The sequence below is a fragment of the Brevundimonas sp. genome (assembly GCF_031412435.1).
Lineage (GTDB): Bacteria > Pseudomonadota > Alphaproteobacteria > Caulobacterales > Caulobacteraceae > Brevundimonas.
Genome location: NZ_JANODA010000044.1, coordinates 13,687 through 38,756, shown reverse-complemented (window position 1 = coordinate 38,756; position 25,070 = coordinate 13,687). Strand labels below are relative to the sequence as shown.

General features: G+C 67.9%; 28 protein-coding genes and 1 pseudogene. 21 read left to right on the top strand and 8 right to left on the bottom strand.

Features of this window, described 5'->3' with window-relative positions:
- The first annotated feature begins 72 nt into the window (after nucleotides 1–72).
- On the top strand, nucleotides 73–1,527 hold the full coding sequence (locus RMO01_RS08430) for an AMP nucleosidase (protein ID WP_309628598.1): 1,455 nt from the start codon (nucleotides 73–75) through the stop codon (nucleotides 1,525–1,527).
- Nucleotides 1,528–1,755: 228 nt separating this feature from the next.
- Here RMO01_RS08430 and RMO01_RS08425 read toward each other — a convergent pair whose 3' ends face one another.
- The gene (locus RMO01_RS08425) at nucleotides 1,756–2,502 is read right to left on the bottom strand and encodes a methyltransferase domain-containing protein (RefSeq protein ID WP_309628597.1); all 747 of its coding nucleotides are present in this window, start codon (nucleotides 2,500–2,502) and stop codon (nucleotides 1,756–1,758) included.
- A gap of 109 nt (nucleotides 2,503–2,611) precedes the next feature.
- On the opposite strand from RMO01_RS08425, the gene RMO01_RS08420 reads away from it, so the two are divergent.
- From RMO01_RS08420 to RMO01_RS08400, 5 genes are read left to right on the top strand one after another with little or no spacing between them, the layout of a single operon-like run.
- Complete coding sequence (locus RMO01_RS08420) at nucleotides 2,612–3,184, top strand: hypothetical protein (protein ID WP_309628596.1); 573 nt, start codon at nucleotides 2,612–2,614, stop codon at nucleotides 3,182–3,184.
- A 29-nt stretch (nucleotides 3,185–3,213) separates the two neighbouring features.
- The gene (locus RMO01_RS08415; RefSeq protein WP_309628595.1) at nucleotides 3,214–3,840 is read left to right on the top strand and encodes a hypothetical protein; all 627 of its coding nucleotides are present in this window, start codon (nucleotides 3,214–3,216) and stop codon (nucleotides 3,838–3,840) included.
- A 2-nt stretch (nucleotides 3,841–3,842) separates the two neighbouring features.
- Entirely contained in the window at nucleotides 3,843–4,145 is a 303-nt protein-coding gene (locus RMO01_RS08410) for a transcriptional regulator (protein ID WP_309628594.1), read from the top strand.
- 19 nt (nucleotides 4,146–4,164) lie between these two features.
- Nucleotides 4,165–4,944: a tyrosine-protein phosphatase gene (locus RMO01_RS08405; protein ID WP_309628593.1), complete on the top strand. Its 780-nt coding sequence runs from the start codon at nucleotides 4,165–4,167 to the stop codon at nucleotides 4,942–4,944.
- Nucleotides 4,941–6,248, top strand: a complete 1,308-nt coding sequence (locus tag RMO01_RS08400; protein WP_309628592.1) for an anthranilate synthase component I family protein — start codon at nucleotides 4,941–4,943, stop codon at nucleotides 6,246–6,248. Before RMO01_RS08405 ends, RMO01_RS08400 begins: the two co-directional genes overlap by 4 nt.
- Here the strand turns inward: RMO01_RS08400 and RMO01_RS08395 are convergent.
- The 3 genes from RMO01_RS08395 to RMO01_RS08385 are packed head-to-tail and all read right to left on the bottom strand — an operon-like array spanning nucleotide 6,245 to nucleotide 7,782.
- Entirely contained in the window at nucleotides 6,245–6,790 is a 546-nt protein-coding gene (locus RMO01_RS08395; protein WP_309628591.1) for a pilus assembly protein, read from the bottom strand. The genes RMO01_RS08400 and RMO01_RS08395 overlap by 4 nt on opposite strands.
- A complete protein-coding gene (locus RMO01_RS08390; RefSeq protein ID WP_309628590.1) occupies nucleotides 6,787–7,338 on the bottom strand; it encodes a pilus assembly protein in 552 nt (183 codons plus the stop codon). The genes RMO01_RS08395 and RMO01_RS08390 overlap by 4 nt, the downstream gene beginning before the upstream one ends.
- 3 nt (nucleotides 7,339–7,341) lie before the next feature.
- The gene (locus RMO01_RS08385; protein ID WP_309628589.1) at nucleotides 7,342–7,782 is read right to left on the bottom strand and encodes a pilus assembly protein N-terminal domain-containing protein; all 441 of its coding nucleotides are present in this window, start codon (nucleotides 7,780–7,782) and stop codon (nucleotides 7,342–7,344) included.
- Nucleotides 7,783–8,149: 367 nt separating this feature from the next.
- Here RMO01_RS08385 and RMO01_RS08380 point away from each other — a divergent pair, with 367 nt between their 5' ends.
- From RMO01_RS08380 to RMO01_RS08340, 9 genes are all read left to right on the top strand, one after another.
- Nucleotides 8,150–8,314 carry a Flp family type IVb pilin gene (locus RMO01_RS08380; RefSeq protein WP_298159380.1) on the top strand — a complete coding sequence of 55 codons (165 nt, stop codon included), beginning with the start codon at nucleotides 8,150–8,152 and terminating at the stop codon, nucleotides 8,312–8,314.
- A gap of 114 nt (nucleotides 8,315–8,428) precedes the next feature.
- A complete protein-coding gene (locus tag RMO01_RS08375; RefSeq protein ID WP_309628588.1) occupies nucleotides 8,429–8,941 on the top strand; it encodes a prepilin peptidase in 513 nt (170 codons plus the stop codon).
- Between the two features lie 105 nt (nucleotides 8,942–9,046).
- Nucleotides 9,047–9,988 (top strand): Flp pilus assembly protein CpaB, encoded by a 942-nt coding sequence (cpaB, locus tag RMO01_RS08370; protein WP_309628587.1) that lies wholly within the window; start codon nucleotides 9,047–9,049, stop codon nucleotides 9,986–9,988.
- Nucleotides 9,985–11,538 (top strand): type II and III secretion system protein family protein, encoded by a 1,554-nt coding sequence (locus RMO01_RS08365; protein WP_309628586.1) that lies wholly within the window; start codon nucleotides 9,985–9,987, stop codon nucleotides 11,536–11,538. Before cpaB ends, RMO01_RS08365 begins: the two co-directional genes overlap by 4 nt.
- 8 nt (nucleotides 11,539–11,546) lie before the next feature.
- On the top strand, nucleotides 11,547–12,236 hold the full coding sequence (locus RMO01_RS08360; protein WP_309628585.1) for a CpaD family pilus assembly protein: 690 nt from the start codon (nucleotides 11,547–11,549) through the stop codon (nucleotides 12,234–12,236).
- A gap of 6 nt (nucleotides 12,237–12,242) precedes the next feature.
- Nucleotides 12,243–13,760: a CpaE family protein gene (locus RMO01_RS08355; protein ID WP_309628584.1), complete on the top strand. Its 1,518-nt coding sequence runs from the start codon at nucleotides 12,243–12,245 to the stop codon at nucleotides 13,758–13,760.
- Between the two features lie 3 nt (nucleotides 13,761–13,763).
- Nucleotides 13,764–15,401 carry a CpaF family protein gene (locus tag RMO01_RS08350; RefSeq protein WP_309628583.1) on the top strand — a complete coding sequence of 546 codons (1,638 nt, stop codon included), beginning with the start codon at nucleotides 13,764–13,766 and terminating at the stop codon, nucleotides 15,399–15,401.
- A 4-nt stretch (nucleotides 15,402–15,405) separates the two neighbouring features.
- Entirely contained in the window at nucleotides 15,406–16,386 is a 981-nt protein-coding gene (locus tag RMO01_RS08345; RefSeq protein WP_309628582.1) for a type II secretion system F family protein, read from the top strand.
- 9 nt (nucleotides 16,387–16,395) lie between these two features.
- A complete protein-coding gene (locus RMO01_RS08340; RefSeq protein WP_309628581.1) occupies nucleotides 16,396–17,415 on the top strand; it encodes a type II secretion system F family protein in 1,020 nt (339 codons plus the stop codon).
- A gap of 3 nt (nucleotides 17,416–17,418) precedes the next feature.
- Here the strand turns inward: RMO01_RS08340 and RMO01_RS08335 are convergent, their stop codons facing one another.
- Together RMO01_RS08335 and RMO01_RS08330 are read right to left on the bottom strand one after the other, a co-directional pair.
- Nucleotides 17,419–17,850 carry an SRPBCC domain-containing protein gene (locus RMO01_RS08335; RefSeq protein WP_309628718.1) on the bottom strand — a complete coding sequence of 144 codons (432 nt, stop codon included), beginning with the start codon at nucleotides 17,848–17,850 and terminating at the stop codon, nucleotides 17,419–17,421.
- Between the two features lie 256 nt (nucleotides 17,851–18,106).
- Nucleotides 18,107–19,177 (bottom strand): annotated as a pseudogene (locus RMO01_RS08330) (MFS transporter); the annotation flags it as partial.
- Between the two features lie 219 nt (nucleotides 19,178–19,396).
- Here RMO01_RS08330 and RMO01_RS08325 point away from each other — a divergent pair.
- Entirely contained in the window at nucleotides 19,397–19,798 is a 402-nt protein-coding gene (locus RMO01_RS08325; protein ID WP_309628580.1) for an SRPBCC family protein, read from the top strand.
- Here RMO01_RS08325 and RMO01_RS08320 read toward each other — a convergent pair.
- Nucleotides 19,795–20,139, bottom strand: coding sequence for a hypothetical protein (locus RMO01_RS08320; RefSeq protein WP_309628579.1), 345 nt, complete (start codon nucleotides 20,137–20,139; stop codon nucleotides 19,795–19,797). The two genes, RMO01_RS08325 and RMO01_RS08320, sit on opposite strands and share 4 nt — an antisense overlap.
- Nucleotides 20,140–20,231: 92 nt before the next feature.
- On the opposite strand from RMO01_RS08320, the gene RMO01_RS08315 reads away from it, so the two are divergent.
- From RMO01_RS08315 to RMO01_RS08305, 3 genes are all read left to right on the top strand, one after another.
- Nucleotides 20,232–21,551 (top strand): amidohydrolase, encoded by a 1,320-nt coding sequence (locus RMO01_RS08315; protein WP_309628578.1) that lies wholly within the window; start codon nucleotides 20,232–20,234, stop codon nucleotides 21,549–21,551.
- 84 nt (nucleotides 21,552–21,635) lie between these two features.
- On the top strand, nucleotides 21,636–21,785 hold the full coding sequence (locus RMO01_RS08310; protein ID WP_309628577.1) for a hypothetical protein: 150 nt from the start codon (nucleotides 21,636–21,638) through the stop codon (nucleotides 21,783–21,785).
- 38 nt (nucleotides 21,786–21,823) lie between these two features.
- Nucleotides 21,824–22,048: a hypothetical protein gene (locus tag RMO01_RS08305; RefSeq protein ID WP_309628576.1), complete on the top strand. Its 225-nt coding sequence runs from the start codon at nucleotides 21,824–21,826 to the stop codon at nucleotides 22,046–22,048.
- On the opposite strand, the gene dapE is transcribed toward RMO01_RS08305, so the two are convergent.
- Nucleotides 22,045–23,232, bottom strand: coding sequence for a succinyl-diaminopimelate desuccinylase (gene dapE / locus RMO01_RS08300; RefSeq protein WP_309628575.1), 1,188 nt, complete (start codon nucleotides 23,230–23,232; stop codon nucleotides 22,045–22,047). The genes RMO01_RS08305 and dapE overlap by 4 nt on opposite strands.
- Nucleotides 23,233–23,279: 47 nt before the next feature.
- Between dapE and RMO01_RS08295 the strand changes: the two genes are divergently transcribed.
- Nucleotides 23,280–23,756, top strand: a complete 477-nt coding sequence (locus RMO01_RS08295) for a cupin domain-containing protein (RefSeq protein ID WP_309628574.1) — start codon at nucleotides 23,280–23,282, stop codon at nucleotides 23,754–23,756.
- The gene (locus RMO01_RS08290) at nucleotides 23,740–25,050 is read left to right on the top strand and encodes an MFS transporter (protein WP_309628573.1); all 1,311 of its coding nucleotides are present in this window, start codon (nucleotides 23,740–23,742) and stop codon (nucleotides 25,048–25,050) included. The genes RMO01_RS08295 and RMO01_RS08290 overlap by 17 nt, the downstream gene beginning before the upstream one ends.
- Nucleotides 25,051–25,070: the final 20 nt, after the last annotated feature.

Sequence of the window (25,070 nt, the reverse complement as noted above, 5' to 3'; positions counted from 1 at the left end):
CTGTAACGCGCCGAAAGGCGTGTTGAAGCGTCACTGTCTCGCCAGCGCCATGATGATCCGCTAGAGGAGGTCATGACAGAACAGAAAAACGGGGCGCTGTCGGCGCCCGAGGCGCTGGATCGCCTCGAACACCTCTACACCCTATCCGTCGCCGCGCTGCGGGACGCCGTCCGGACCTTCCTCGCCACCGGCGAGCGGGCGGACCCCGAGGCCCGGGCGAACGGGCTGTTTTCCTACCCCTCGCTGAAGATCAGCTGGTTCGGCGACCGCCCGACCAATCTGCCGATCCGGTCCTACGCCCGGATGTCGCGCCAGGGGGTCTATTCCACCACCATCACCCGTCCGGACCTTTACCGCCCCTATCTGATGGAGCAGCTGACGTTGCTTCAGCAGGACTACGACGTGACGTTCGAGGTCGGTCCGTCGGAGCAGGAGATTCCCTTCCCCTATGTGCTCGACGGGTCCGACGTGGTGCTGAACCCGTCGCAGACCGCGGCCATTGCGCGCTATTTCCCGACCACGGACCTGGCCCATATCGGCGACGAGATCTCCGACGGCCTGTTCGACCTGAACGAGGATTTCCCCCTGTCGCAGTTCGACGGGCTGCGCACCGACTTCTCGCTGGCCCGGCTGCGACACTACACCGGGACGCCGGTCGAACACGTCCAGTCCTATGTGCTGTTCACCAACTACAACCGTTACGTCGACGACTTCGTGCGCTGGGCCTGCGAACAACTGAAGGACCCCAACAGCGCCTACGAGACCCTGTCGTGCGCCGGGGGCGTCGTCATCACGCGCGAGACGGCTGACGCCGATGCGGTGATGGACGCGGCCTGGAAGAAGCACCAGATGCCCGCCTACCACCTGACCGCGCCCGGCCATAACGGCATCACCCTGGTCAACATCGGGGTGGGGCCGTCGAACGCCAAGACGATCTGCGACCACCTGGCCGTCACCCGGCCCCATGCCTGGATGATGATCGGCCACTGCGGCGGCTTGCGTCCCTCGCAGACGATCGGCGACTACGTCCTGGCGCACGCCTATCTGCGCGACGACCACGTCCTGGACGCGGTCCTGCCGCCCGACATCCCCATTCCCTCGATCGCCGAGGTTCAGCGCGCTCTTTATGACGCCGCCAAGATGGTCTCGGGCGCGCCGGGCGAGGAGGTCAAACGCCGCCTTCGGACGGGCACCGTCGTGACCACCGACGACCGGAACTGGGAGCTGCGCTATTCCAAGTCGGCGCTGCGCTTCAACCAGTCGCGGGCCGTTGCCATCGACATGGAGAGCGCCACGATCGCAGCCCAGGGCTATCGCTTCCGGGTGCCCTACGGGACGCTGCTGTGCGTCTCGGACAAGCCGCTGCACGGCGAGATCAAGCTGCCGGGGCAGGCCAACCGTTTCTACGAAGGCTCGATCTCCGAGCATTTGCAGATCGGCATCCAGGCGATCGACCTGCTGCGCAAGGAGGGGGCCAGCCTTCACTCCCGCAAGCTGCGCGCCTTCGACGAGCCGCCGTTCCGCTGATCGGTCCGGCTCGTCCGGACGAAAAACACCCTGACGAAACGGACGAAACGGACGAAATCTCCTTTTCTCGGCGACAGGCGAAAGCCCGGTTCGCGAGCATTGTAACCCGGCTGAACGGGGCGCCTGATAGAATGCCTTTCGTTCGACCCGGTCTTTGAATTCAAAGGCGGATTCGGGGGATGTGTTGATGGGTATGGGGCAGAAAATCCTCTCCCGCCCGGAGAGGGTTTACCTTTTTCGCAACAGATAGAGGCCGAAGCTGAGCCAGGGCCGACCGAAGTCGAAGGTCGCCTTCGACAGGTCGGCGCGCTTGCTGATCGACGGCGCCGCCAGGTCGTCGGGGTTGGCGGCGAGCCAGTCGCGGACCCGGGTGTCCGCGCCGCCGAAGAAGGCGTCCCAGTCGGCGTCCGGTGCGATTTCCGCCGAGACGATTTCCAGCCCGGCGGCCTCGGCGGCGGCAAGCCAGCCTTCATGGGTGGCGTAGTCGCCGGTGGCTCCGATCACCTGACGCAGAGGTTCGGGCGGCTCGCCCTTCCAGGTCAGGTCGCCCCACAGCAGCCAGCCGGGCGAGGTGAGCCGCTCGGCCAACCGCGCGAAGATCTCCTTCGCAGACCGGATGCCCGGCCCGGCCGGTTCGGTCGAGCCGAGCGCCACGATCAGGTCGGCGGGAGCGAGGCGGTCGAGTGCGGTCGCCGAGCCTTCGGCGATCACGGTCACCTTGTCGGTGAACCCGGCCGCTTCCGCGCGGTCGCGGATCATCCGGGCCATGTCGGGATAGCGTTCGATCGCCTGGACCCGCAGGCCGAAGTCGCGCGCGAGGGCGACCGAAATCCCGCCTGCGCCGGCGCCGATGTCCAGCGCCGTCGCGGCGTCCGGCAGGCCGGTCCGGGCGACAAGGGCCAGGACGGCGTCCAGCGTCACGGGGTTGGCGACCTCGAATCCGGCGTAGGCGATGCTGTGATAGGTCGGCGTCATCGGTCGCTTCTAGCTGAGGCCCGGCGCCCATGCATCCAGAAGAGAAAAAGAACTTTACATCACAAAGTGAATATGGGATCGAGGCGCATCAACCACGGAGGAATCCGCGATGACCGCCACGATCTTCGAACCCGTTTCCGTCGCTCCCGGCCAGCCGACGCTGCGGGTCGCGGCCGGACGCAATCTGATCGCCGCCGGTGCGATCTTCGGAGTCGCCAACCTGTTCCAGTGGGGCGTGGTGACCGGGGCCCTGCCTCTGCACCCGGCGATGCTGTCCGTGAGCTGGCCGGTGGCCGTCGCCGCCTTCATCATCACCGTGCGACGCCTGCGCAGTGTCGGCGGAGAGCCGGCGAAGCGGGCGGCCGTATGGTCGCGCTGGGCGATCCTGTTCCAGATCGCGGCGGCGATATCGCTCGCCGTCGCATCCGGAGTCACCCAGAACTGGGCCCTGATGATGTGGATGTCGCCGGTCGGTCTCGCCTTCTACGGCGTCGCCTGGGCCGTCGCGGCTCTCCGGGGCGGGCCGGGCTGGATGGTCGCCGTCGCGGCCGGCGCCCTGTTCGGAGCGATGGGGGTCGCCTCGCTGGTCGGTACGCCGACCCAGTATCTCGCCTATGCCTACGGCCTGGTTTGCGCCGCGCTGATCCCCGGTCTGGTGCTGGCCTTCGGCCGGGCCCGCTGACTACAGAAAACGAGCTGGAGAAACCCGTCATGACCGATCCGAACAACGACACCGCCGACATCGCCTGGCTGCGCAGCCTCGCCGAGGAGGGGGCGAACACGCCTCCACAGGGAGGGGCTATCCTCTTCGCAGCCGGCCTGATCTGGGGCACGGCGAGCATTGCGCACTGGTTCATCATCACGGGCCTGTTGCCCATCGATCCGGCCGGCTACGGCCTGATCTGGGGCGCCGCCCTGCTGGTCTTCTTTGTCACCCTCTTCGTCCTGCTCCGCCGGCTGAAGGCGCAGGGCGGCGTCGAGACGGCGGCCAACCGCGCCTTCGGCAGCGTCTGGTCCGCCCTCGGATGGGGTATCTTCTCGCTGTTCACGGCCCTGATGCTGCTCGACGTCGGCCGGACGGGCGAGGTGAACATGGCGGAATGGTCGCTGGCCATCCCCTCGATCATCATGGCCTTCTACGGCATGGGCTGGGCCGTCTCCGCGACCATGCTGCGTCAGCGCATGCTGTGGTACCTGGCGATCGGCTCCTTCATCGCGGCGCCGGTTCTGGCCCTGATATCAGGCTCTACGGCCCAGTATCTGGCCTATGCAGCAGCTCTTTATGTGCTGATGGCCCTGCCCGGCTATCTGCTGATGCGCGCCGCGAAGCGGGGCTGAGCATGACGGACGATTTCGACATCGGGCGGATCGACGACGTCATTCATGGGCGGGTCCGGCTCGGCATCATGGCGGCCCTGTCCGGCGTGGACAGCGCCGACTTCGGCACGCTGAAGGCCCGGCTGCAGACGACCGACGGCAATCTGTCGGTCCATCTGCGGAAGCTGGAGGAGGCGGGGTTCGTCGCCGTGACCAAGCGGTTTGTGGGTCGAAAGCCCCTGACCGAGGCCTCGATGACCGAACCCGGCAGGAAGGCCTTCGTCGCCTATCTGGACGCCATGGCCGGGCTGGTCGGGCCGCGCTGAAACCCCCTATAGGGAGGCTATGACCTCCCGCATCCACGCCTTCGACTCCCTCGACAACTTCCGCGACTACGGCGGTTACGACACCGCCGCGGGCCGGGTGCTGAAGACGGGCCGGCTGTTCCGGTCGGCGCATCAGGCCTCGGTGTCGGAAGCGGATCTGGCGAAGCTGGCGTCGCTGGATCTCGGCGTCGTCGTCGATCTGCGCCGGCCGGTCGAACGTCGTCGCCAGCCCTCCAGGCGACCTGCAAGGTTCACCGGCCAGGTGTTCGAGAGCGATCTCGACGAGCGGGGCGAGGCGCCGCACATCACCTTCCTGAAGACCGCCGACCTGACCCCGGATTCGGGTCGCAGATTTATGACCGCGACCTATCGCGAACTGCCCTTCGCCCCGGCCCATATCGATCTGTTCAGCCGCTATTTCCATGCGCTGGGCGAGACCGACCGGCCCGTGCTGATCCACTGTGCGGCGGGCAAGGACCGGACCGGCATGCTGGCGGCCCTGACGCATCATCTCGTGGGCGTCCGCCACGACGACCTGATGGAAGACTACCTCCTGACCAATACGGCGGTCGATCTGGTCGGCCGCGCGCCGGCCATTGCCGAACAGTTGAAGGGCTTCACCGGACGCGACGCCTCGCACGACGCCGTGGTCGCCTTCATGGGGGTCGAACCCGCCTATCTGGACGCCGCCATCGCCGCGATCGACGCGCGGCACGGCTCCATCGACGGCTATCTGGAACAGGCGCTCGGCGTCGACGCGGCCCTGCGCGACCGGATCGCGGAGCGGCTTGCGGCGTGACGGTCCGCGCAGTCAGAACCCTCGACTGGGTCGAGCCGCTGGCCGTCGCGGCCGGGCAGGCGCATCGCGAGGGGGCCCTGTGCCTGCTGTCCGATGGCGGTTCCAACGGCGGGCGGTCCTGGGTCGCTTGCGAGCCTGACCGGATTGTGACGACGCGAATGGAGGCGGACCGGCCCTTCGCCGACCTGGCCGAGCAGGCCATGGATCGCTTCGTCGTCGGTCTGGCGACCTACGACGCGGGCGCCCGCCCCGCGACCGGAGACCGGGGGGAGTCGCCGGGCGACTGGCCGGATCTGATGCTGGCGCGTTACCCGGCCATGCTGGTCTTCGACCATGCGGCAGGGACGGTCTCGGCCGTCGGGATGGGAAGGGACCAGGCCGAGGCGGCCAAGGCGGCGGACAGGGCCGTCGGCTGGATCGATGGGGCGAAGCCTTCCGCGCCCGGCGGGGTCCCGGCGGCGCGCTTCGAGCCGGAACGGCCGGAGCGCGATTACATCGACGCCGTAGCGGATGTCGTGGCGCGGATCGCGGCCGGGGACCTGTTCCAGGCCAATATCGCCCGGGCGTGGCAGGGCGAGCTCAAACCCGGGTTCGATCCGTTCGCCGTCTTCGTCCGGCTGGCGGCGGGGGCGGCGCCCTACAGCGCCCTCTGGCGGGTCGGGGATCGGGTGCTCGTCTCAAACTCCCCCGAACTGTTCCTGACGTTCGACCCGGCAAGCCGGCGGATCGAGACCCGGCCGATCAAGGGGACGCGTCCTCGTGACCCCGATGCAGCGATCGATGCCGCCAATGCCGCCGAACTGATCGCCAGCGCCAAGGATCGGGCCGAGAACCTGATGATCGTCGACCTGATGCGCAACGACCTGTCGCGGGTCGCGCGGCCGGGTTCGGTCGTGGTCGAGACACTGTTCGAGCTCGAGAGCTTCGCCACCGTCCACCATCTGGTCTCCACCGTAACCGGTGAGACCGAACCGGGCATCGGCCCGGCCGAGGTGCTGGCGGCGTCATTCCCGCCGGGATCGATCACCGGTGCGCCCAAGCATCAGGCCATGCGGGTGATCGCGGAACACGAAGGGCCGCGCGGCGCCTGGTGCGGGAGCCTGTTCCTGCTCGATGACGACGGCGCGCTGACGGCCTCGGTGCTGATCCGGACCATCTCTTTCTGGCGTGAGGGCGAGGTCTGGGTCTTCCGGACCCTGGCCGGGGCAGGAATCGTGGCGGACAGCGATCCGATTTCGGAGCTTCGGGAAACGGACACCAAGATCGCGGCGATCAGGGCCGCCCTGATCGGCCAGGCCCGCTAGCAGTTCGAGCAGGTGATCGTGCTCACCAACCGAGGCCGCAGCCAATATGTATGGGCGAACTGCTTGGTTCCGAGGACCTGGTTGAGCGGCGAGACGTAGTCATAGGTCCCCTCGCTCATGATGACGCTCTCGCCGTTCTCGATCAGTCCGTCGGGGACGGTCACCAGCCCCGTGCGCGCGGTCATGCCCCTGCCCCGGCTCCAGGTCACTCGCGCCACACCGTCGGTTCCCCGTGTGATGGCGGTGACGCGCAGCTTCAGGGCGCTGTCGGGGAAGGGCGCCAGCACCAGCCCGCCGATGGCGAAGGTGTCGTCGATCAGGTCCGTGTCCACCGTCTGGTACTGGGCCACGATGTCGGCGACCTGGGAGGTCGAGTGACCCATGCGGCGCTGGGCCATATAGGCCTGACAGAACTCGGCGAGGCCGAAATAGATCAGGATCAGCACCGGGGCGAGCAGGGCGAATTCGACGGCGGACACGCCGGAGCCGTCGCGGCCGAACCGGCGCAGGAAACCCAGGCTGGTCGAAGGAGCCAGGCTCATGGGTTCGGCGCGCGATAGGGCTCGTTGCGGAAGGCGGTGGCGACCGAGATCACCGCCGCGCCCGAGTCCAGCCGCGACATCGCCTGTTGCATGAAGGGCGTGACCAGAGGCTGGGAATACCAGACGCGCACCAGCATCAGATCGCCGGGCTCGCCGATGTCGTATTCGAGATCGCCTGTGTTCATGACGCCGTTCCGGATCGGACTGTCGGGCGTGCCGTCGCTGAACCGGGGCATGATCCGCACGTCCACGTCTGCGCGGGAGATGCAGTCGCCTTCAAACACGCTCATCTGCGCGCACAGGGCGGACTTGAACTGGGCGTCGCTGACGGCCTCGGTCTCGGCGCGTCCGGTGCGGACCAGCCTGCTGGCGCTCAGCACGGCGTTCTCGAGCGTGGAGTCGATCAGGAAGACCAGACCGAGTTCCAGCACGGCGAAGATCATGAAGAAGAACGGGGCGGCGACCATGGCGAACTCGACCGCCGCGGCGCCTTCCCGACGGGGGCGAACGGCGGCCCGGCCGCGTCTGCGGAACAGGGACCGGGTCATGGATCAGGGGGTCGGGGTCGCGCCGGCCGAGGCGGTGGCGGGACCGGAGACATTGCGGATGCTGGGGGCGCAGGAGGCGGCGCAGGCCATCTCGGTCGCCTGTGCGCCGCGCCACACGCGAACGGAGCCGGTCGATCCGCCGGTGACGACGATCTCGCCCTGGAAGATGGTGCGGCCGACGCCGTCCACGGCGACGACCTCGGTTACGCCATAGCCCTTGCCCGTGACGAACAGGGTGTTGGCGTCCACGACCGTCACGTCGGCGATGGCGGGGTTGCCGACGATGACCGAGGCGGCCGATCCCGTCAGGCCGATCCGGGTGGAACGGTCGATCTCGACATTCAGTGTCTGGGCCCATGCCTGGCTCAGGGGGGCTGCTCCCGCGGCCAGCAACAGGCCGGCGAGGAGGGCGGGGCGCAGCAGGGCGGCGATCGGTCCGGCCATGGTTATGTGTCCTTGTAGCTCTGAACGGGCGCGCGCGAGGGCGAGACGCGAAGATCGGCTGGAAACCTCTACAAACTCTAAAGTGAGAGACTTTCGGACATGTTTCGTTCAGACGCCTGAACAAGCGTTAACGGATGAGCTTGGTCGTGCAGGCCTGAACCAGCGTCTTGTTCAATGATGGCGGGGCTTTTGCTGTCCGCGTGCGGCGATCATGCGAACTTTTTACAGTAAACGAGCGGGTAACCACGCCTTCTAGCCCGGTTTTAACCGATCCGGGCCAATATGCCCATGCGTTTGGGGGACAAGCGGGCGACCGAGCCTCCCAGCCATCGTTGCTCGCTTCACAGATTTCACAAGGAAGATCACCATGACCAAGTTCGTTTCGCGTTTCGCCAAGGACGAGTCGGGCGCCACCGCCATCGAGTACGGCCTGATCGCGGCCCTGATCGCCGTCGTCATCATCGGCGCCGTCCAGCTGGTCGGCACCAACCTTTCGGCCACGTTCGGCAAGGTCTCGGCCAAGCTCGGCTAAACCCTCACGGGTCTTGAAAGCGGGGGCCGGCGTGGAAACACGCCGGCCCTTTGTTTTTTCCGGCCAGGTCGGCGCGGCAACCCGGATTTAACCCGCCCCATGCAGGATGCCGTCATGGATCTTGTTTCCCTCGCCCTTCTCAGCGTCCTGCCCGGCCTCGTCATCGCGGCGGCCCTGTCGGACCTGACGACAATGCGGATTCCGAACTGGCTGTCCGGATCGCTGATCCTCGGCTTCTTCCCGGCGGCTTTCGCCGTCGGCCTGCCGCTGGATGTCGTCGGAATGCACGGCGGCGTGGCCGTCATCGCCCTTCTGGTCGGAATGGGACTTTTCGCGCTCCGGGTCATCGGCGGCGGCGACGCCAAGCTGATCGCTGCGGCCTGTTTGTGGCTGGGTCCGTCGGCCTCTTTCGAATTCGTACTCTGGACGGCCGTGTTCGGGGGCCTTCTGTCGCTGGCCCTGATCGTCGCCCGGCGCGACGTCGCGCCCCACATCGTCGGCGGCCCGGGCTGGGTCCACACCCTGCTGGAGACCAAGGGCGACATCCCCTACGGCATCGCCATCTGCGCCGGCGCCCTGATGGCCTTCCCGTCCAGCGCATTGCTGATGACATTCGCCGCCGGCTGACCGACGTCGGCGTTTAGGGCCGCGTTAACCCGCGCCCGCCATGGTCGTTAACGGTAGACCCGCCAGCGTCACGATTCGCGCGTGTGGTCTCGCCGGAGACCGTCGATGAAGCCCGCCCGTATTGCCGTAATCTGCATCGCCGCCGTGGCCGCCATCGGCCTGGCCCTGGTCGTGCGCGCCATGGGATCGTCCTCGGGCGAACCCGCGGCCGTCGCCGCCGCCGCCGAACCCGCGCGCCCGATGGCAAAAGTTCTGGTCGCCGCCCGTGATCTCGCGCCCGGCCAGCGTCTCACCGACACCGATCTGGAGTGGAAGGACTGGCCCGCTGACGAGGTCAATCCGGCCTTCATCACCGATGGTTCCGTCCCTGTGCCCCAGGCCGAACCCGCCGAGGGCGAGGAGGCCGCCGCCTCTCCGGCCGAAGAAGACAAGCCCGAAGGCACGGTCGCCCGCGTCACCCGCGCCGCCGAGGCGCTGACCGGCGGCGGGGCCAAGTCGGAATATTTCGGATCGGTCGTTCGTGAGCCGATCCTGGCCGGAGAGCCCATCGTCGGCCGCAAGATCGTGCGCGCCGGAGACAGCGGCTATATGGCCGCCTATCTGGAACCCGGCATGCGGGCCATGGCCATCGCCGTCTCGACCGAGACCGCCGCCGGCGGCTTCATCCTGCCGGGCGACCGGGTCGATGTGATCGTGACGGTCGAGCTCGAGGGCTCGTCGGACGACGAACCTAACCGCGCCAAGTTCGCCAGCCGCCTGGTGCTGCAGAACGTCAAGGTCCTGGCTATCGACCAGTCGACACGCGCCGAGGACGATCAGCAGGCTGTGGTCGGCGCGACCGCCACCCTGGAAATCGCTCCGACCGACACCGAGACCCTGGCCCTGGCCAAGGCGGCCGGGACCCTGTCCCTGACGCTCCGGTCCTATGCCGACACCGCCGGTCCCTCGGGCCGCGTCGGCTCCCCGGCCCGGACGCCGGTCGCCAGCCGCCCCGCTACCGTCCGCATCTACCGCGGCGGAGAGCCCGAAGTGGTGAGCGTCCAATGAGCTCTTCCCTGAACCGTATCGTCGCTTTGGCCTGCGCGGGCCTCGTCGCCGCCGGCGCCGCCGCGCCCGTGAGCGCCCAGACCTACGGCGCGCGCCAGACGGTGGCCGCCGGCTCGGGTCCGCAGCTGGTCAACCTGCCGCGCGGAACCTCCTTCGCCGTCGACCTGCCCGCCGATGCGCGGGATGTGATCGTGTCGAACCCCGCCGTGGCCGAGGCCAACGTCCATTCGCCGCGCCGGATCACCGTCATCGGCATCGCGCCGGGCGAGACCGACGCGGTCTTTCTCGACGCCGCCGGTCGGCAGATTCTGACCCTGCGCGTCCGTGTCGACGCCGGCACCTCTGCGCTTCAGGACACCCTCAGCCGTGTGGCTCCGGGGTCCCGGATCCGGGCCGAGGCGGTCAATGACAGCATCGTTCTGACTGGCCTGGTGACCAGCGCGGCGGAGGCGGATCGCGCCGTCGCCCTGGCCAGGGCTTTCGTCTCCGCGCCTGAGAAGGTGCTGAACATGATGACGGTCGCCCAGTCCGACCAGGTCACTCTGCGTGTCCGCGTCGTCGAGGTACAGCGCAACGCCATCAAGCAACTGGGCTTCGATACTGAGGCGGTGCTGGGCCAGGTCGGCAATACCCAGTTCCTGCTGGGACAGGCGGCCAGCTTCGCAACAAATGGCGGGCTGCTGGGGGGGCTGTCGCTGGGATCGAGCCGCGACACCACACAGAATTTCCAGCTGCAGCGACCCTGCGGCGGAGCATTCCCGCCCGACGTGCTTTGCAACTATACGGTCAGAGGCCCGGCCGATGCGTCCAACTGGGACACAGCCCAGCCGGGCACCGGCCCGGGCTCGGACGGCGTGAACCAGGCCGAGGCGACCATCAAGGCGTTTGAGCGGGTCGGTCTGATCCGGACCCTCGCTGAACCCAACCTCACCTCGGTCAACGGCGAGAGCGCCAGCTTCCTCGCGGGCGGCGAATACCCGGTTCCGACCGGCCGCGACCGGGACGGCAATGTGACCATCGAGTTCAAGCCCTACGGCGTGAACCTGGCCTTCCGGCCGATCGTCCTTTCCGGCGGCCGCATCTCGCTGCAAATCTCGGTCGAGGTGTCCGAGCTGACGCAGAGCGGCGGCATCACGCTGGGCGGCGACACGGACTCCGCGTTCAATATCGCCGGGCTGAACGTCCGCCGCGTCCAGAACACGGTGGAAATTCCCTCCGGCGGATCGATGATGATCGCTGGCCTCCTTCAGGAATCCACCCGCCAGACGATCGACGGCCTGCCGGGTATCGGGGGGCTGCCGGTCCTGGGACAGCTGTTCCGTTCGCGGGACTATCTGTCCGGCGAGACCGAGCTCGCAATCATCGTCGAACCCTTCATCGTCACTCCGGTGTCGCGTGATCAGCTGCAGACGCCCGCCGATGGCCTTCGCATCGCGACCGACGCCCAGACCATCTTCTTCGGCCAGCTGAACCAGGCCTACGGCTCGCCCGCCCCCACCGCCTCGCCGACCGCCGGCTGGCAGGGGCCGGTGGGCTATGTGATCGAGTGAGCGCGCCCATGAGCACCAGCATGACCCGCACCCTGTTTCTTTCCGCCGCCGCTGCCATTGCAGCCGCCCTGTCCGGCTGCATGGGCGCTCCGGCCGAGGGCCTGGGGCCGACGCCATTGACCCCGACGTCCCGGTTCTCCCTGCAGGTCGAACCGGGACTGGATCGCGTGGCCCTCGCCGTGCACGAGACCGGTTTGTCCGAAAATCAGACCCTGGCCCTCCGCGACATGGTTAATCGCTTCGCCGCCGAGGGCGCGCCGATGCTGACAGTCGAGGCGCCGTCGGGCGACGATCCTGTGGCCTCGGACATCGCCTGGCGCATCAAGGGCGCGCTGGAAGCGTCCGGCGTGCCGCCCTACCAGGTGCGTGTCGTAACCTATGTCGCCCCGGATCCCCGGGCCCCGGTGCTGGTCGGCTTCGAAACCGTGCGCGCCGTCGTGCCCCGGTGCGGGCAGGAGTGGAGCAATCTGGCCCGGACCGGCAACAACGCCGGCAGCGCCAACTTCGGCTGCTCGGTGAACGCCAACCTGGCCGCCCAGATCGCCAACCCGCGCGACATCGTCACGCCGCGGGCCATGACTCCGTCGGACGCCGCGCGGCGCACCGTCGTCCTCGACCGCTATCGCGCGGGCCAGCCGACGGCGGCGGAACGTGAGGTGCTTGTGGATCGCGGGCGCGTCTCGAATGCGGTGGACTGACGGGACATGACCAACGCCTTCGCCACCCGCCCCTTCGACGATCTCGACGACGAGTTCGACGCCGATCTCGACTTCATGCCGGCGGCCGCACCCGTGGCAGCTGGTGACATCAATCCACGAGAGCCTCTCCAGTTCACGGCGCCCGGCGCTCCGGTTCCGGCCTCCGGCGGAGCCGTTGTGGCCCACCCCGGCGTGCCGGTCGCTCAAGGCCCCGGCCCTGCGCCCGGCTTCAATCCCGTGGGCGAGCTTGTCGCCGGGGCCTCCGCCGCCCTGACGCCCCAGCCGGGCGGGCTTCAGGTCGAGGTCACCGTCCCGCGTATCGCCATCCACGTCTTCGCCGAGCGTCAGGACACCCTGGCCGCCGCAGAGCGGGCGGGTCAGGACCGGCGCATGTCGCGGGCCACGACCCAGATCCGCGTCGGCGGCATTCCCGGCGCCCTCGACGCCTATTCGCACGAGCCGACCCCGCCCCTGATCATCGTCGAATGCCTGGAGGATCCACAGAACCTCCTGTGGCAGGTCGACCGTCTGGCCGAGGTTTGCGACGCAGGCACCAAGGTCGTCGTCATCGGCGCGACCAACGACATCATCCTGTTCCGCGAGCTGATGAAGCGCGGCGTCAGCGAATATCTGGTCGCCCCGGTCCAGCCGCTGCAGTTGATCGCCGCCATCGGCGGCCTGTTCTCCGATCCGGCCCAGCCATTCGTCGGCCGCTCCATCGCCTTCGTCGGCGCGCGGGGCGGGGCGGGGGCGTCCTCGGTCGCACACAACACCGCCTATGCGATGTCCGAGCGGATCGGCGCCAACACCGTCATCGTCGACTACGACCTGCCGTTCGGCACCGCCGGCCTCGACTTCAACCAGGACCCGCTTTCGGGGATCGCCGAGGCGCTCGGCCAGCCCGACCGGCTGGACGCCGTCCTGCTGGACCGGATGATGGTCCGCTGCACCGACAAGCTGTCGCTGTTCGCCGCGCCCGCCACCCTGGACAACGACTGGGACATCTCGCCGGACGCCTTCGAGGAGGTGACCAGCCAGATCCGCGGCACCGCGCCCTTCGTGGTGCTGGACCTGCCGCACATCTGGACCGGCTGGATGAGAAAGACCCTTATCTCGGCCGACGAGGTCGTGGTCGTGGCGACGCCCGACCTGGCGTCCCTGCGCAACGCCAAGAACATGATCGACCTGATCCGCTCGGGTCGTCCGAACGACGCGCCGCCGCGTCTGGTGCTCAATCAGGTCGGCGTGCCCGGCCGTCCGGAAATCCCGGCCAAGGACTTCGGCGCGGCCCTGGGCGTCCACCCCAGCCTGTCGATCCCGTTCGACGCCAAGCTGTTCGGCGCAGCCGCCAACAACGGCCAGATGATCCTGGACGCGGGCGCAAAGTCCAAGGCCGCCGAGGCCTTCCAGACCCTGGCCCAGATCGTCTCGCGCCGCGAACTGCCGATGCTGGCCGCGCCGGGCAAGGCGCCGAAAGGCGAATCGAAGTCGATGTTCTCCGGCCTGTTCAAGAAGAAGACCTGACGGGTGTTCGGCAAGCGTACATCCCAGCCCGGCGGCGTGGCGACCGAGCCCCGGCCCGCCCCCGCGCCGCCGCCTCAACCGGCTGACGCGTTCGATGACGCCTTCCCGCCGCAGCCGGCCCAGGGTCAGCAGACCCAGGCCTTCGCCTTCAACGCCGATGCTCCGCCCGCCGAGACCGGCTTCGCCCATACCTCGGGCCGTGCGGCTTCGGCTCCGCCGTCTCCCGCCGCCGATCGCCTCGACGCCCTCGCCGCCCGGCCCAGGCCGGCCGCCGCGCCGCCGCCGAACGCCGGACCCGGCCCGAAAGCCACGGCCGGCTTCGAACAGCTGAAGAAGGCCCAGGCGGTCGCCGAGATCGTCCGCGAGCAAAGCGACTACTACCACGCCACGAAGACCACGATCTTCAACGCCCTGATGAACACCATCGACCTGGCTCAGCTGGCGCAGCTGGACACCAAGGCCGCGTCAGAAGAGATCCGCGACATCGTCGCCGAATTGGTGGCGATCAAGAACGTCTCCATGTCGGTGGCCGAGCAGGAGCACCTGGTCCAGGACATCGTTAACGACGTCCTCGGCTACGGCCCGCTGGAGCCCCTGCTGGGCCGCGACGACATCGCCGACATCATGGTCAACGGCGCCGGCCGGGTCTTCATCGAGGTGAACGGCAAGGTCCAGCTGACCAATGTCCGCTTCCGCGACAACACGCAGCTGATGAATATCTGCCAGCGGATCGTGTCCCAAGTCGGCCGCCGCGTAGACGAGAGCTCTCCGATCTGCGACGCCCGCCTGCCTGACGGGTCTCGCGTCAATGTCATCGCCCCGCCTCTGGCCATCGACGGCGCGACCCTGACGATCCGGAAGTTCAAAAAAGACAAGCTGACGATGAAGAACCTGGTGGAGTACGCCTCCATCAGCCCGGAAGGCGCGCGCGTCCTGGGCGTCATCGGGGCCTGCCGCTGCAACATCGTCATCTCCGGCGGTACGGGTTCGGGCAAGACGACGCTGCTGAACACCCTGACCGCCTTCATCGACCCCACCGAGCGCGTCATCACCTGCGAGGACGCCGCCGAACTGCAACTGCAGCAGCCGCATGTGGTGCGTCTCGAAACCCGCCCGCCCAACCTCGAGGGCCAGGGCACGATCACCATGCGGGATCTGGTCAAGAACTGCCTGCGCATGCGTCCCGAACGGATCATCGTCGGCGAGGTCCGCGGACCCGAAGCCTTCGACCTGCTGCAGGCCATGAACACCGGCCACGACGGCTCGATGGGCACGCTGCACGCCAACTCGCCCCGCGAAGCCATCAGCCGGATGGAGTCCATGATCACCATGGGCGGCTACGGCCTGCCGTCCAAGACGATCCGCGAGATGATCGTCGGCTCCGTCGACGTCATCATCCAGGCCGCCCGCCTGCGAGACGGTTCGCGCCGCATCACCCACATCACCGAGGTGGTGGGGCTGGAGGGCGACGTGATCGTGACCCAGGACCTGTTCGTCTACGAGATCACCGGCGAGGACGAGAACGGCAAGATCGTCGGCCGTCACCGCTCGACCGGCATCGCCCGTCCGCGGTTCTGGGACCGCGCCCGTTACTACGGCCTGGAACGCGAGCTGGCGGAAGCCCTCGACGCGGCGGAGTAGGGCGATGCTTCCGATCCTCGCAGCGGTGCTCGCCTTCATCACCATCGGCGGCCTGGGCTGGGCCTTCGTCGGCGGCGACGATTCCAGCGCAAGGGCCCTGAAACGCGCCGAAGGTTTCACCACGCCCACGGCGAACGCGGCCCGGGCCAAGGCCGCCAAGGCCGAGGCCAATACGCCCGAGGCCCGGCGCAGGGCCATCGAGCTGCAGCTGAAGGACGCCGACCGCAAGGAGCGCAAGGCCCGTATGACCATGGCGGCCAAGCTGAAGCACGCCGGCCTGGCCATGACGATCAAGACCTTCACCTTCATCAGCATTGGCGCCGGGGTCCTGGTCTTCCTGCTGGCCCTGCTGTTCGGTCCCAATGTCCTCGTCGCCCTGGGCGCGGGTCTGGTGGCCGGTCTCGGCCTGCCTCGCTGGGTCGTGGGCTTCATCGGCAAGAGCCGGATGAAGAAGTTCGCAGCGGAGTTCCCCAACGCCGTCGATGTCATCGTGCGCGGCATCAAGACCGGTCTGCCGGTCCACGACTGTTTCAAGATCATCGGCAAGGAGAGCCCGGCGCCGCTGGGTCCCGAGTTCCAGAAACTGGTCGAGGGGCTGGGCGTGGGCCTGACCCTGTCCCAGGCCCTGGACCGGATGTACGAGCGGATGCCGACCCCGGAACTGAAATTCTTCGCCATCGTCATCGCCATCCAGCAGAAGACCGGCGGCAACCTGGCCGAGGCCCTGGGCAACCTGTCGACCGTGCTGCGCGCGCGCCGGATGATGGGCGAGAAGATCAAGGCGCTGTCATCCGAAGCCGTGGCCTCGGCCGGCATCATCGGCTCCATGCCGCCCGTGGTCATGATCCTCGTGTCGATCACGACCCCCAGCTACATGCTGCTGATGTTCACCGACTTCCGCGGCCAGATCATGTTGTTGTGCGGAGCCACCTGGATGGCGATCGGCATCTTCGTGATGAAGCGCATGATCTCGTTCAAGTTCTAGGAGGGCGACATGGAATCCATCATGCGCGCCATCGTCGAGCCGGTGAACCTGATCAGCGGCCTGGTGGCCCTGCTCGTCTTCGCGACGGTCCTGACCCTTCTGGGCGGCATGGGCAGCGGCGTGGCCCTGGAAAAGCGGATGAAGGGGGTCGCCGTTCGTCGCGACGAGCTCAAGCGTCGTTCGCGTCAGGCCATAGCGGCCGGCGGCGGCGGGCTCCGCCACACGGACGACGGGTTCAAGAAGACGGTCGTCGACCGGCTGAACCTGACCAAGATGCTCGAGGACCCCAAGGTCGCCGAGCAGATGTCCCAGGCCGGCTTCCGCGGACCGCGGCCGCTGACGACCTTCTACTTCTTCCGCTTCGCCTCGCCGTTCGTAGGCTTCCTGGTGGCGGGCATCTACATCTTCTTCGTCAACGACTTCGGCCAGCCGCTGATGGTCAAGGTGGCGATCGTCATGGCGGGCGCCGTGGGAGGGTTCTACGCCCCGAACATGTTCCTCCAGAACGTGATCGCCAAGCGCAAGCAATCGATCATGCAGGCCTTCCCGGACGCGCTCGACCTGATGCTGATCTGCGTCGAGGCGGGCATGTCGATCGAGTCGGCGATCGTGAAGGTGGCACAGGAGATCGGCACCACCTCCATCGCCCTGGCCGAGGAACTCAGTCTGCTGTCGGCCGAGCTCAGCTATCTGCCCGAACGCCGCATGGCCTATGAGGGGTTGGCCAAACGGACCAACCACCCGGGCGTCCGCGCCGTCGCGACCGCCATGGTCCAGGCCGAACAGTACGGCACGCCGCTGGGTTCGGCGCTCCGAACGATGGCCAAGGAGAACCGCGAGCTGCGCCTCTCGGCGGCGGAGAAGAAGGCCGCGGCCTTGCCGGCCCAGCTGACCGTACCGATGATCCTGTTCTTCCTGCCGGTGCTCTTCACTGTCATCCTGGGTCCGGCGATCATCAAGATCCAGGACACCATGGCCTCGAACGCCGCCAAGGATGTGCCCCGGGCCGAACAGGGCGCCGAAAAATAGCGTCTATAGACTGTCGATCTTCAGCCTGAGCGCCTCGCCGATCGCCTCGCAGGCGTTCCGGATCGTCTTCCGGTGCTTGTCGTGGAAGCCTTCGCCCCGAAAGCCGGAGAAGATGAAGCCGTTGGCGATGATGCAGCTGCCGGGCTCGAGCTCCTCGATCTCGTAGTAGCGGACCACGTTGAACAGCCAGCCGCGCCTCTCGGTCCAGACCAGCTGGGCGTTCGGCTGCCAGTCGGCGACCCGGCCGGTGACCTGACGCCCGGGCAGGCCCTCGATGCTTTCGGTGAGATTGATCTGGCCGCCGAAGGCGATGGTCCCGCTCACGCCCGTCTCGACCGGGTTCCAGCTGTCCCAGCCGGGCAGGTCGGCGATGACCTCCCAGATCCTGTCGGAGGGGGCGCGGACGCCGACGCGTTTCTCGATCTTGAAGTTCATACTGACGATGTCGCAAGCCGGTTCGAACGACGCAAGTGTAACGGTTCCCTTCCGGCCCCGGCTGGGACGCGGGCGGGGCGTCGGGCGCGGGGTTGTCCTCGACGCCCGGCGTCGGATCGAAGCGCAGGACCGGGCTGAGGAAGGCGAGGGCGACAGCGACCAGCAGCAGCAGGGCGTTGCCCGCGAAGGCGCCCCATTCGGTCAACTCGTACAGGGCCACGCCGACCACGGGCGGAACGAGGAAGCCCAGGCCTGCGATCGACATCATCAGCCCGGCGACCGCCCCCTGCTCGTGCGGCTTCACGGCGATGGAAGACCCGGCGGTGAAGCCGGGTCGGGCGAAGCCGACCCCCATGGAGACGATGGCGTATCCGACCACGACGCCGAAATATCCGGGCGCGACGATGCTCATCAGATTGCCGAGCAGGGCGAGAGCCGAGCCCCAGCGCATCAGCTCGCGCGGCTGCATCTTCAGCAGCGGAATCAGGCCCCACTGGACCATCAGGGTGGCGGCGGCGCCGGCGAACATGGCCACGCCGATGAAGGGCTGGGCCTGACGCGCCTCCAGTCCGGTCGCCGCCATCTCGTCGATGATGTGGAAACCGAGGACCGAGATGTTCACCGCCTGGGCGCTGACGATCAGCAGGCCGTAGAGCAGATAGTCGCGCACGCGCCGATCGCGCCACAGGCCCTTGTCGCCCCGGTGTCCGCTCGGGGACGGCTGCCGAACGACGTCGCCACTGGGCAGCTTCTTCCACACCACGATCAGGACGATCAGGCCGAACAGGGCGTAGACGTACATCGGCCCCGCCAGCCCCACGAGCGGGAGGATAAAGAAGGGCGACAGGACCGGCCCGATGACGGTGCCAAGGCCCTGGGCCGAGGCCAGCAGGGACATGGCCTGTGTCCGCTGTTCCGGGGTGGTGCGGTCTGCGACATAGGCCTGGGACGCGATGGGCGAGGCGGAGCCGAAGACGCCGTAGATGGTCCGCGCCGTGGCCATCAGGACGAAGGCGACCATCGCGCCAAGCCACCCCTCAATGCCCGAGGTCGCGGCCAGGCCGAAGCCGGTCATCGACACGACGAACCCGGTCAGGCCGATCAGGATGACCTTCTTGCGTCCCAGTTTGTCGGACCAGCGGGCCCAGACCGGCGAGGCGATCGTCCACATCAGGGCGGAGATGGCGAAGGCCCCGGCGACCAGGGTGTCGGCCAGATGAAACTCCCGCCCGATGGCCGGCAGCACTGACTGCAGTCCCATATTCCCCGCCGTCGCAATCAGACTGACGACGAACAGGATCATGAAGGCGGGAGAGCGGGGCGACATTGGGCATGCATAGCGCAATCCTCCCCCGATGGGGGAGGGGGACCGCGAAGCGGTGGAAGGGGGGCGGCTCCGGACACCGTACTGGCGGCTTGCCCCCTCCGTCTCTTCGCTGCGCTACGAGCCACATCCCCCAACGGGGGAGGATTGGGCGATCCCGTCCGAAAGCCGCGAGACATCGGGAGGCGGGGCCGTCACCTTGCCGGCGAACGGGAGGACGAAATGGCCACCATCCACATCGAGCGGGTCATCGAGGCGTCGGCGGACTTCGTCTGGGACCGGTTGCGCGATTTCGGCGCCCTGCACACGAAGGTCGCGCCGGGTTTCATTCTGGATACGGTGGTCGAGGGCGACGTGCGAACCGTCACCTTCGACGGCGGCCTCGTTCTGCGCGAGCGGTTGATCGCCATCGACGATACGCACCGCCGCATCGTCTATTCGATCCTGGCGGAGACGTTCGAGCACCACAGCGCTTCGAACATGATCGTGCCCGAAGGCGAGGATCGCTGCCGGTTCGTCTGGGTGGTGGATTTCCTGCCGGAAGGGCCGGGAGAGCGGATCGAGGCGATGATGAACGCGGGCGCAGATGCGATCAAAGCCGCGATGGAGAAGGCGGTCGGCTAGACGATCGTCAACGTCGGTTTCAGCCGGCGCCCATCGTCGAGACCCAGCCGCGCCTTGACCTCGAACAGGTCGGCGCCGACCGGGACGATCAGCAGGGCCTTGGGTTCGGCCGCGTTGACGCAGACGACCGCATTCTTCGGGCAGACGTCGAAACAGGCGGTCTCGATCACGGCCAGCTCGGCCTTGCGGCCCTTGCCGTCCCCGGGTTTCAGATATTTCTTCAGCGCCTTCTTCAGGCTCTTGTCGCCGTGCGGGCCGAAGCCGCCGTCGAGCTTCTTCTGGCACTTCCTGCAGACCAGGACGACGTCGCGCCATTTCGTCTTCGAGATCTTGATGGCCATGCCCTGATGTCGGTCAGGGAGCGGCGTGATGCAAGGCGCTTGCGCAGGAGGCCGATGGGCCGCCATCATCCCGCACCTTCCCGGGAGCTTTCATGATCCGCATCACCGCGCACTCCGCCATCTGGGCCGCCGCCCTGACTCTCATGGCCGCTCCCGCCTTCGCCCAGACGGTTCCCGCCGCCGACATCGCCACGGCGGCGCAGGCGCTGGAGGCCGAGGTCATTGCCTGGCGCCGCGACCTGCACGCCCATCCGGAGCTGGGCTTCGCCGAGACCCGCACCGCAGCCTTCGTCGCCGAACACCTGCGCGCCATGGGCCTCGAGGTGCGCGAAGGCGTGGGTCGAACCGGCGTCGTCGGCGTCCTGCGCGGGACCGGTTCGGGGCCTCAACACGTCGTGGCCCTGCGCGCCGACATGGACGCCCTGCCGGTGCTGGAGGCGACGGGCCTGCCGTTCGCCTCGACCGCGACCGGGACCTATCAGGGGCAGACCGTGCCGGTCGCCCACGCCTGCGGACACGACGCCCACGTCGCCATGCTGCTGGGCGCCGCGCGGGTGCTGAGCGGGATGAAGGACCGGTTCTCGGGGACCGTCGTCTTCATCTTCCAGCCGGCCGAGGAGGGGGCCCCTCCGGGAGAGCCTCTGGGCGGCGCCCGGCTGATGATCCAGGACGGGGCGCTGGAGAACCCCAAGGTCGAGGCCATCTTCGGCCTGCACGTCGTGCCGGGCCGGGCGGGGACGGTCTTCTACCGGCCGCAGGGGTTCATGGCCGCATCGGACCGGGTCGACATCACCCTGCACGGGCGTCAGACCCACGGCGCCTGGCCGTGGCGCGGCGTCGACGTAATCGCCGTGGCCGGCCAGGTGATCCAGACCGTCAACACCCTGACGGCGCGCACCATCGATCCGACCACGACGCCGACGGTCTTCACCATCGCCACGGTCCAGGCCGGCGTCCGCTACAACATCATTCCGGACGAGGCGGTGTTGTCGGGCACCCTGCGCACCTTCGACGTGGCCCAGCGCGACGATCTGGTGAAGCGCGCCGAGGCGGCCATCGACCATGTCGCCGAGGCCTATGGCGCGACCGCCGACTTCTCGGTTCGCCAGAACGCTGCCCTGGTGTTCAACAACGAGGAACTGTCCGCCTGGCTGGCCCCGGTCCTGGCCGAGGCGGCCGGCGAGGGGAACGTCAATCCGGCCACCCCGCCGACGACGGTGGCCGAGGACTTCTCCTATTTCCAGAACGAAATCCCGGGCGTCTTCTACCACCTCGGCGGGACTGCCGACGGCGTCGATCCGGCGACGACGGCGCCGAACCATTCGCCGCAGTTCGACGTCAACGAGGACGTCCTGGTCCTGGGGGTCAAGACCCACGCCCTCTCGGCCCTGCGGTTCCTGGAGCGCGAATAGGGTCAACGGGGCGTTCGCCACGTTTGTGCACAGAGGCTCAACAAAGCGGGCGCACCTTCCCTGAGTTACGCCCGGAGAGCGACCATGAGGGTTCTGAACTTCCACCTGCCCGCCATTGAGCCCATGCCGCGCCGTGAGCTCTGGCGAGAGACATTCTTCTTCCTTGCCTCGTTCATCGCGACGATCGGCGGGGCCATGGTGATGATGAACCATGCGGCCGCGGTTCTCGCCTGAAGCTTGACCTCCGACGCAAGGGCGGCGAGGGGAGGGCGATGAGCTCCCCCGACACCGAACTGGACCGGTTCAAGGCTGCGCGCGTCACGGCCATCCACCGCCTCGACCTGATCGCCCAGGGTGCACAGATCAGATACGATGACGGCACGCCGGTCGATATGGCGTCGGAGAAGACGCGGCTGGAAGAGGTTGTGGCCGACATGGACCGCCGCATCGCCAGGCTTGAACTGGCCGCCGCGACGCCGACGGGTCCGCTGAACTAGACGGCGGCCTGCACGGTCTCGATGACCCGGCGATAGGTCGCGGTCAGGGCTTCGAGTTCGGCGACCGGCACCCGCTCGTCGACCTGGTGCATGGTCTGGCCGACAAGGCCCAATTCCAGCACCGGACACATGGCCCGAATGAAGCGGGCGTCCGAGGTGCCGCCGGTGGTCGAGGCCTCCGGCCGGTTGCCTGTGGCGGCCTCGACCGCATCCTGGACCGCCGTCACGAACGGGCCGTGGGGTGTCAGGAAGGCCTCGCCCGAACACATGTGTTCGAGGGTGATCTGAAGGCCGGTCTCGGCCTGGACGCGGCCTGCCTCACGGTTCAGCCAGTCGATCAGACCGTCGCCCGTCTGGGCCGGGTTGAAGCGGATGTTCAGCCGCGCGCGGGCCTCGGCAGGGATCACATTCGTCGCCGGATTGGCGATGTCGACGGTGGTGATCTCCAGATTGGACGGCTGGAAGGCCTCATAGCCTGCGTCGAGGACGTGGGCGTCCAGAGCGGCCAGCAGTCGCACCAGCACCGGCGCAGGATTGGCGGCGCGGTCGGGATAGGCGACGTGACCCTGTTTGCCGTGGACGGTGATCCAGGTGTTCAGCGAGCCCCGCCGGCCGATCTTGATCATGTCGCCGAGCTGCTGCTGCGACGACGGCTCGCCGACGACGCACGCGTCGATGACCTCCCCCTCGGCCATCAGGGTCTCGACGACCCGTTTGGTGCCGTGCAGCGCCGGGCCTTCCTCATCGCCGGTGATGAGAAAGGAGAGTGAGCCCTCGACCTCGCCGTCAGCGAGGATCTGCGACACAGCCGCAACCCAGGCCGCGATGCCGCCCTTCATGTCCACGGCCCCCCGGCCGAACAGGATGCCGTCCTTCACCTCAGCCTCGAACGGGCCGGACGACCAGGCGGTGGCCTCGCCCGTCGGCACCACGTCGGTGTGGCCGGCGAAACAGAGGTTGGGCGAGGCGGTCCCGCGCCGGGCGTAGAGGTTCTCGATCCGCGCTTCTCTGCCTTCTCCGCCCGGACCCTCGAAGGCCAGGCGACGGCAGGTGAAGCCGAGCTCGGTCAGGACCCGCTGCAGCGTGTCCATGGCGCCGGCGTCGGCGGGCGTGACGGACGGCCTGCGGATCAGATCGCGGGTCAGTTCGACAGGATCGATGACAGGAGTTGATGCGGGACTCATACGGCCATGCTTTAGGGAGATCGCGTCCAGCCGGAAAGGGGATCGCCATGCCGAAGATCGACCTTGATGCCGCACCGACCGGTCACGGGACCGCCTATCCGGAAGAGTTCGCCGAACCCTGCAAGCCGCGCCGCCGCTGGAAGCTGGGTGATGCAGCCGGGCTGGATCAGTTCGGGGTCAACATGCTGCGGCTGCCCGCCGGGGCGTGGTCAAGCCAGCGCCACTGGCATCAGACCGAAGACGAGTTCGTCTGGGTCGTGTCGGGCGAGGTCGTCCTGATCGAGGAAGACGGTGAGACGATCCTGACCGCGGGCGACTGCGCGGGTTTCAAGGCGGGCGTCCCGAACGGGCACAGGATCGAGAACCGATCGGGCGCCGAGGCGGTTCTGCTGGAGGTCGGGACGCGCACCCCCGGCGGCGACGGGGCCGACTATCCCGACATCGACATGGTCCTGCCACGCGGCAGCGACCGCTATTTCCATCGAGACGGAACGCCCTACCCGAAATATGACCGACGCACCTGAACCGCCCGAGCCGATCACCAGGCCGACCGTCGAAGCCGCGCCGGCTGCGGGTCCGTCGGGGGCCGACGGGACCAACCCCTGGGCTATCCGCGATTTCCGCCTGATCTGGCTGGGTCGGATCGCGGCGGTGCTGGCGATCCAGATCCAGTCCTCGGCCCTGCTGTGGCAGGTCTATGAGATCGCGCGCCGCGACCATCCGATCGAGCAGGCCAGCCTTTATCTTGGCCTCGTCGGTCTGGCGCAGTTCATTCCCCTGCTGCTGCTGACCCTGCCGGCCGGGGAGATGGCGGACCGGCGCGATCGTCGGGGCACCGTGACCCTGGCCATCATCGCCGAGGGATCGTGCGCGCTCAGTTTCCTGGCCATGGCCATCCACGGGAATCCGCCGCTGTGGGGACTGCTGGCGGTCGCTGTTGGCTTCGGCGCCTCGCGCGCCTTCCTCGCCCCGGCCAGCCAGGCCTATCTGCCCATGGTGGTCGGGCGCGCCGCCCTGCCGCGCGCCATCGCGGCCCAGTCGATCGCCTTCCAGACCGGAGCCATCGCGGGGCCGGCGCTGGGCGGCGTCATCGTCGGCGTCAATGTGCCCCTGGCCTACGGGACGTCTCTGGCCCTGTTCGCCGTCGCCCTGATCTGTTTCCTGATCATTCGAACCAGCGGCAAGCCCGCGCCCGTCGAGGGCTCCATCGATCGTTGGGGGGCCGTGAAGGATGGGCTGAAGTACGTCTGGGACACGAAGATCGTGCTCGGCGCCATCTCGCTCGATCTGATCGTGGTGCTGTTCGCAGGCGTGGCCCTGCTGACGCCGATCTTCGCGCGCGACATCCTGCATGTGGGCCCCGAAGGGTTCGGTCTGCTGCGCGCCTCGTTCGGTGTCGGCGCCTTCATGATGGCCCTGATCCTGGCCCGTTATCCGATCCCGGGACGCGGCGGGATGCTGATGTTCGCCTCGGTGGCCGTGTTCGGGGTCTGCACCATCGTGTTCGGCCTGTCGAAGGTCGTGTGGATCTCCGCGGCGGCCCTGTTCATCGGCGGCGCCGCCGACATGGTCAGCGTCAATATCCGCCAGACCCTTATCCAGCTGTCGACGCCCGATCACATGCGCGGGCGGGTGAGCTCGGTCTCGATGCTGTTCATCGGCGCCTCCAACGAACTGGGCGAGGCCTATTCCGGCGTGATGGTCCGCTTCCTCGGGCCCATCGGCGCGGCGGTGTTCGGCGGGGTCGGGGCGCTCGCGGCGACAGGCGTCTGGGCGAAGCTCTTCCCGGGCCTGCGGAAGGCGGACAAGCTGGTTTGAGTGGAGGGACTAGGGACTAA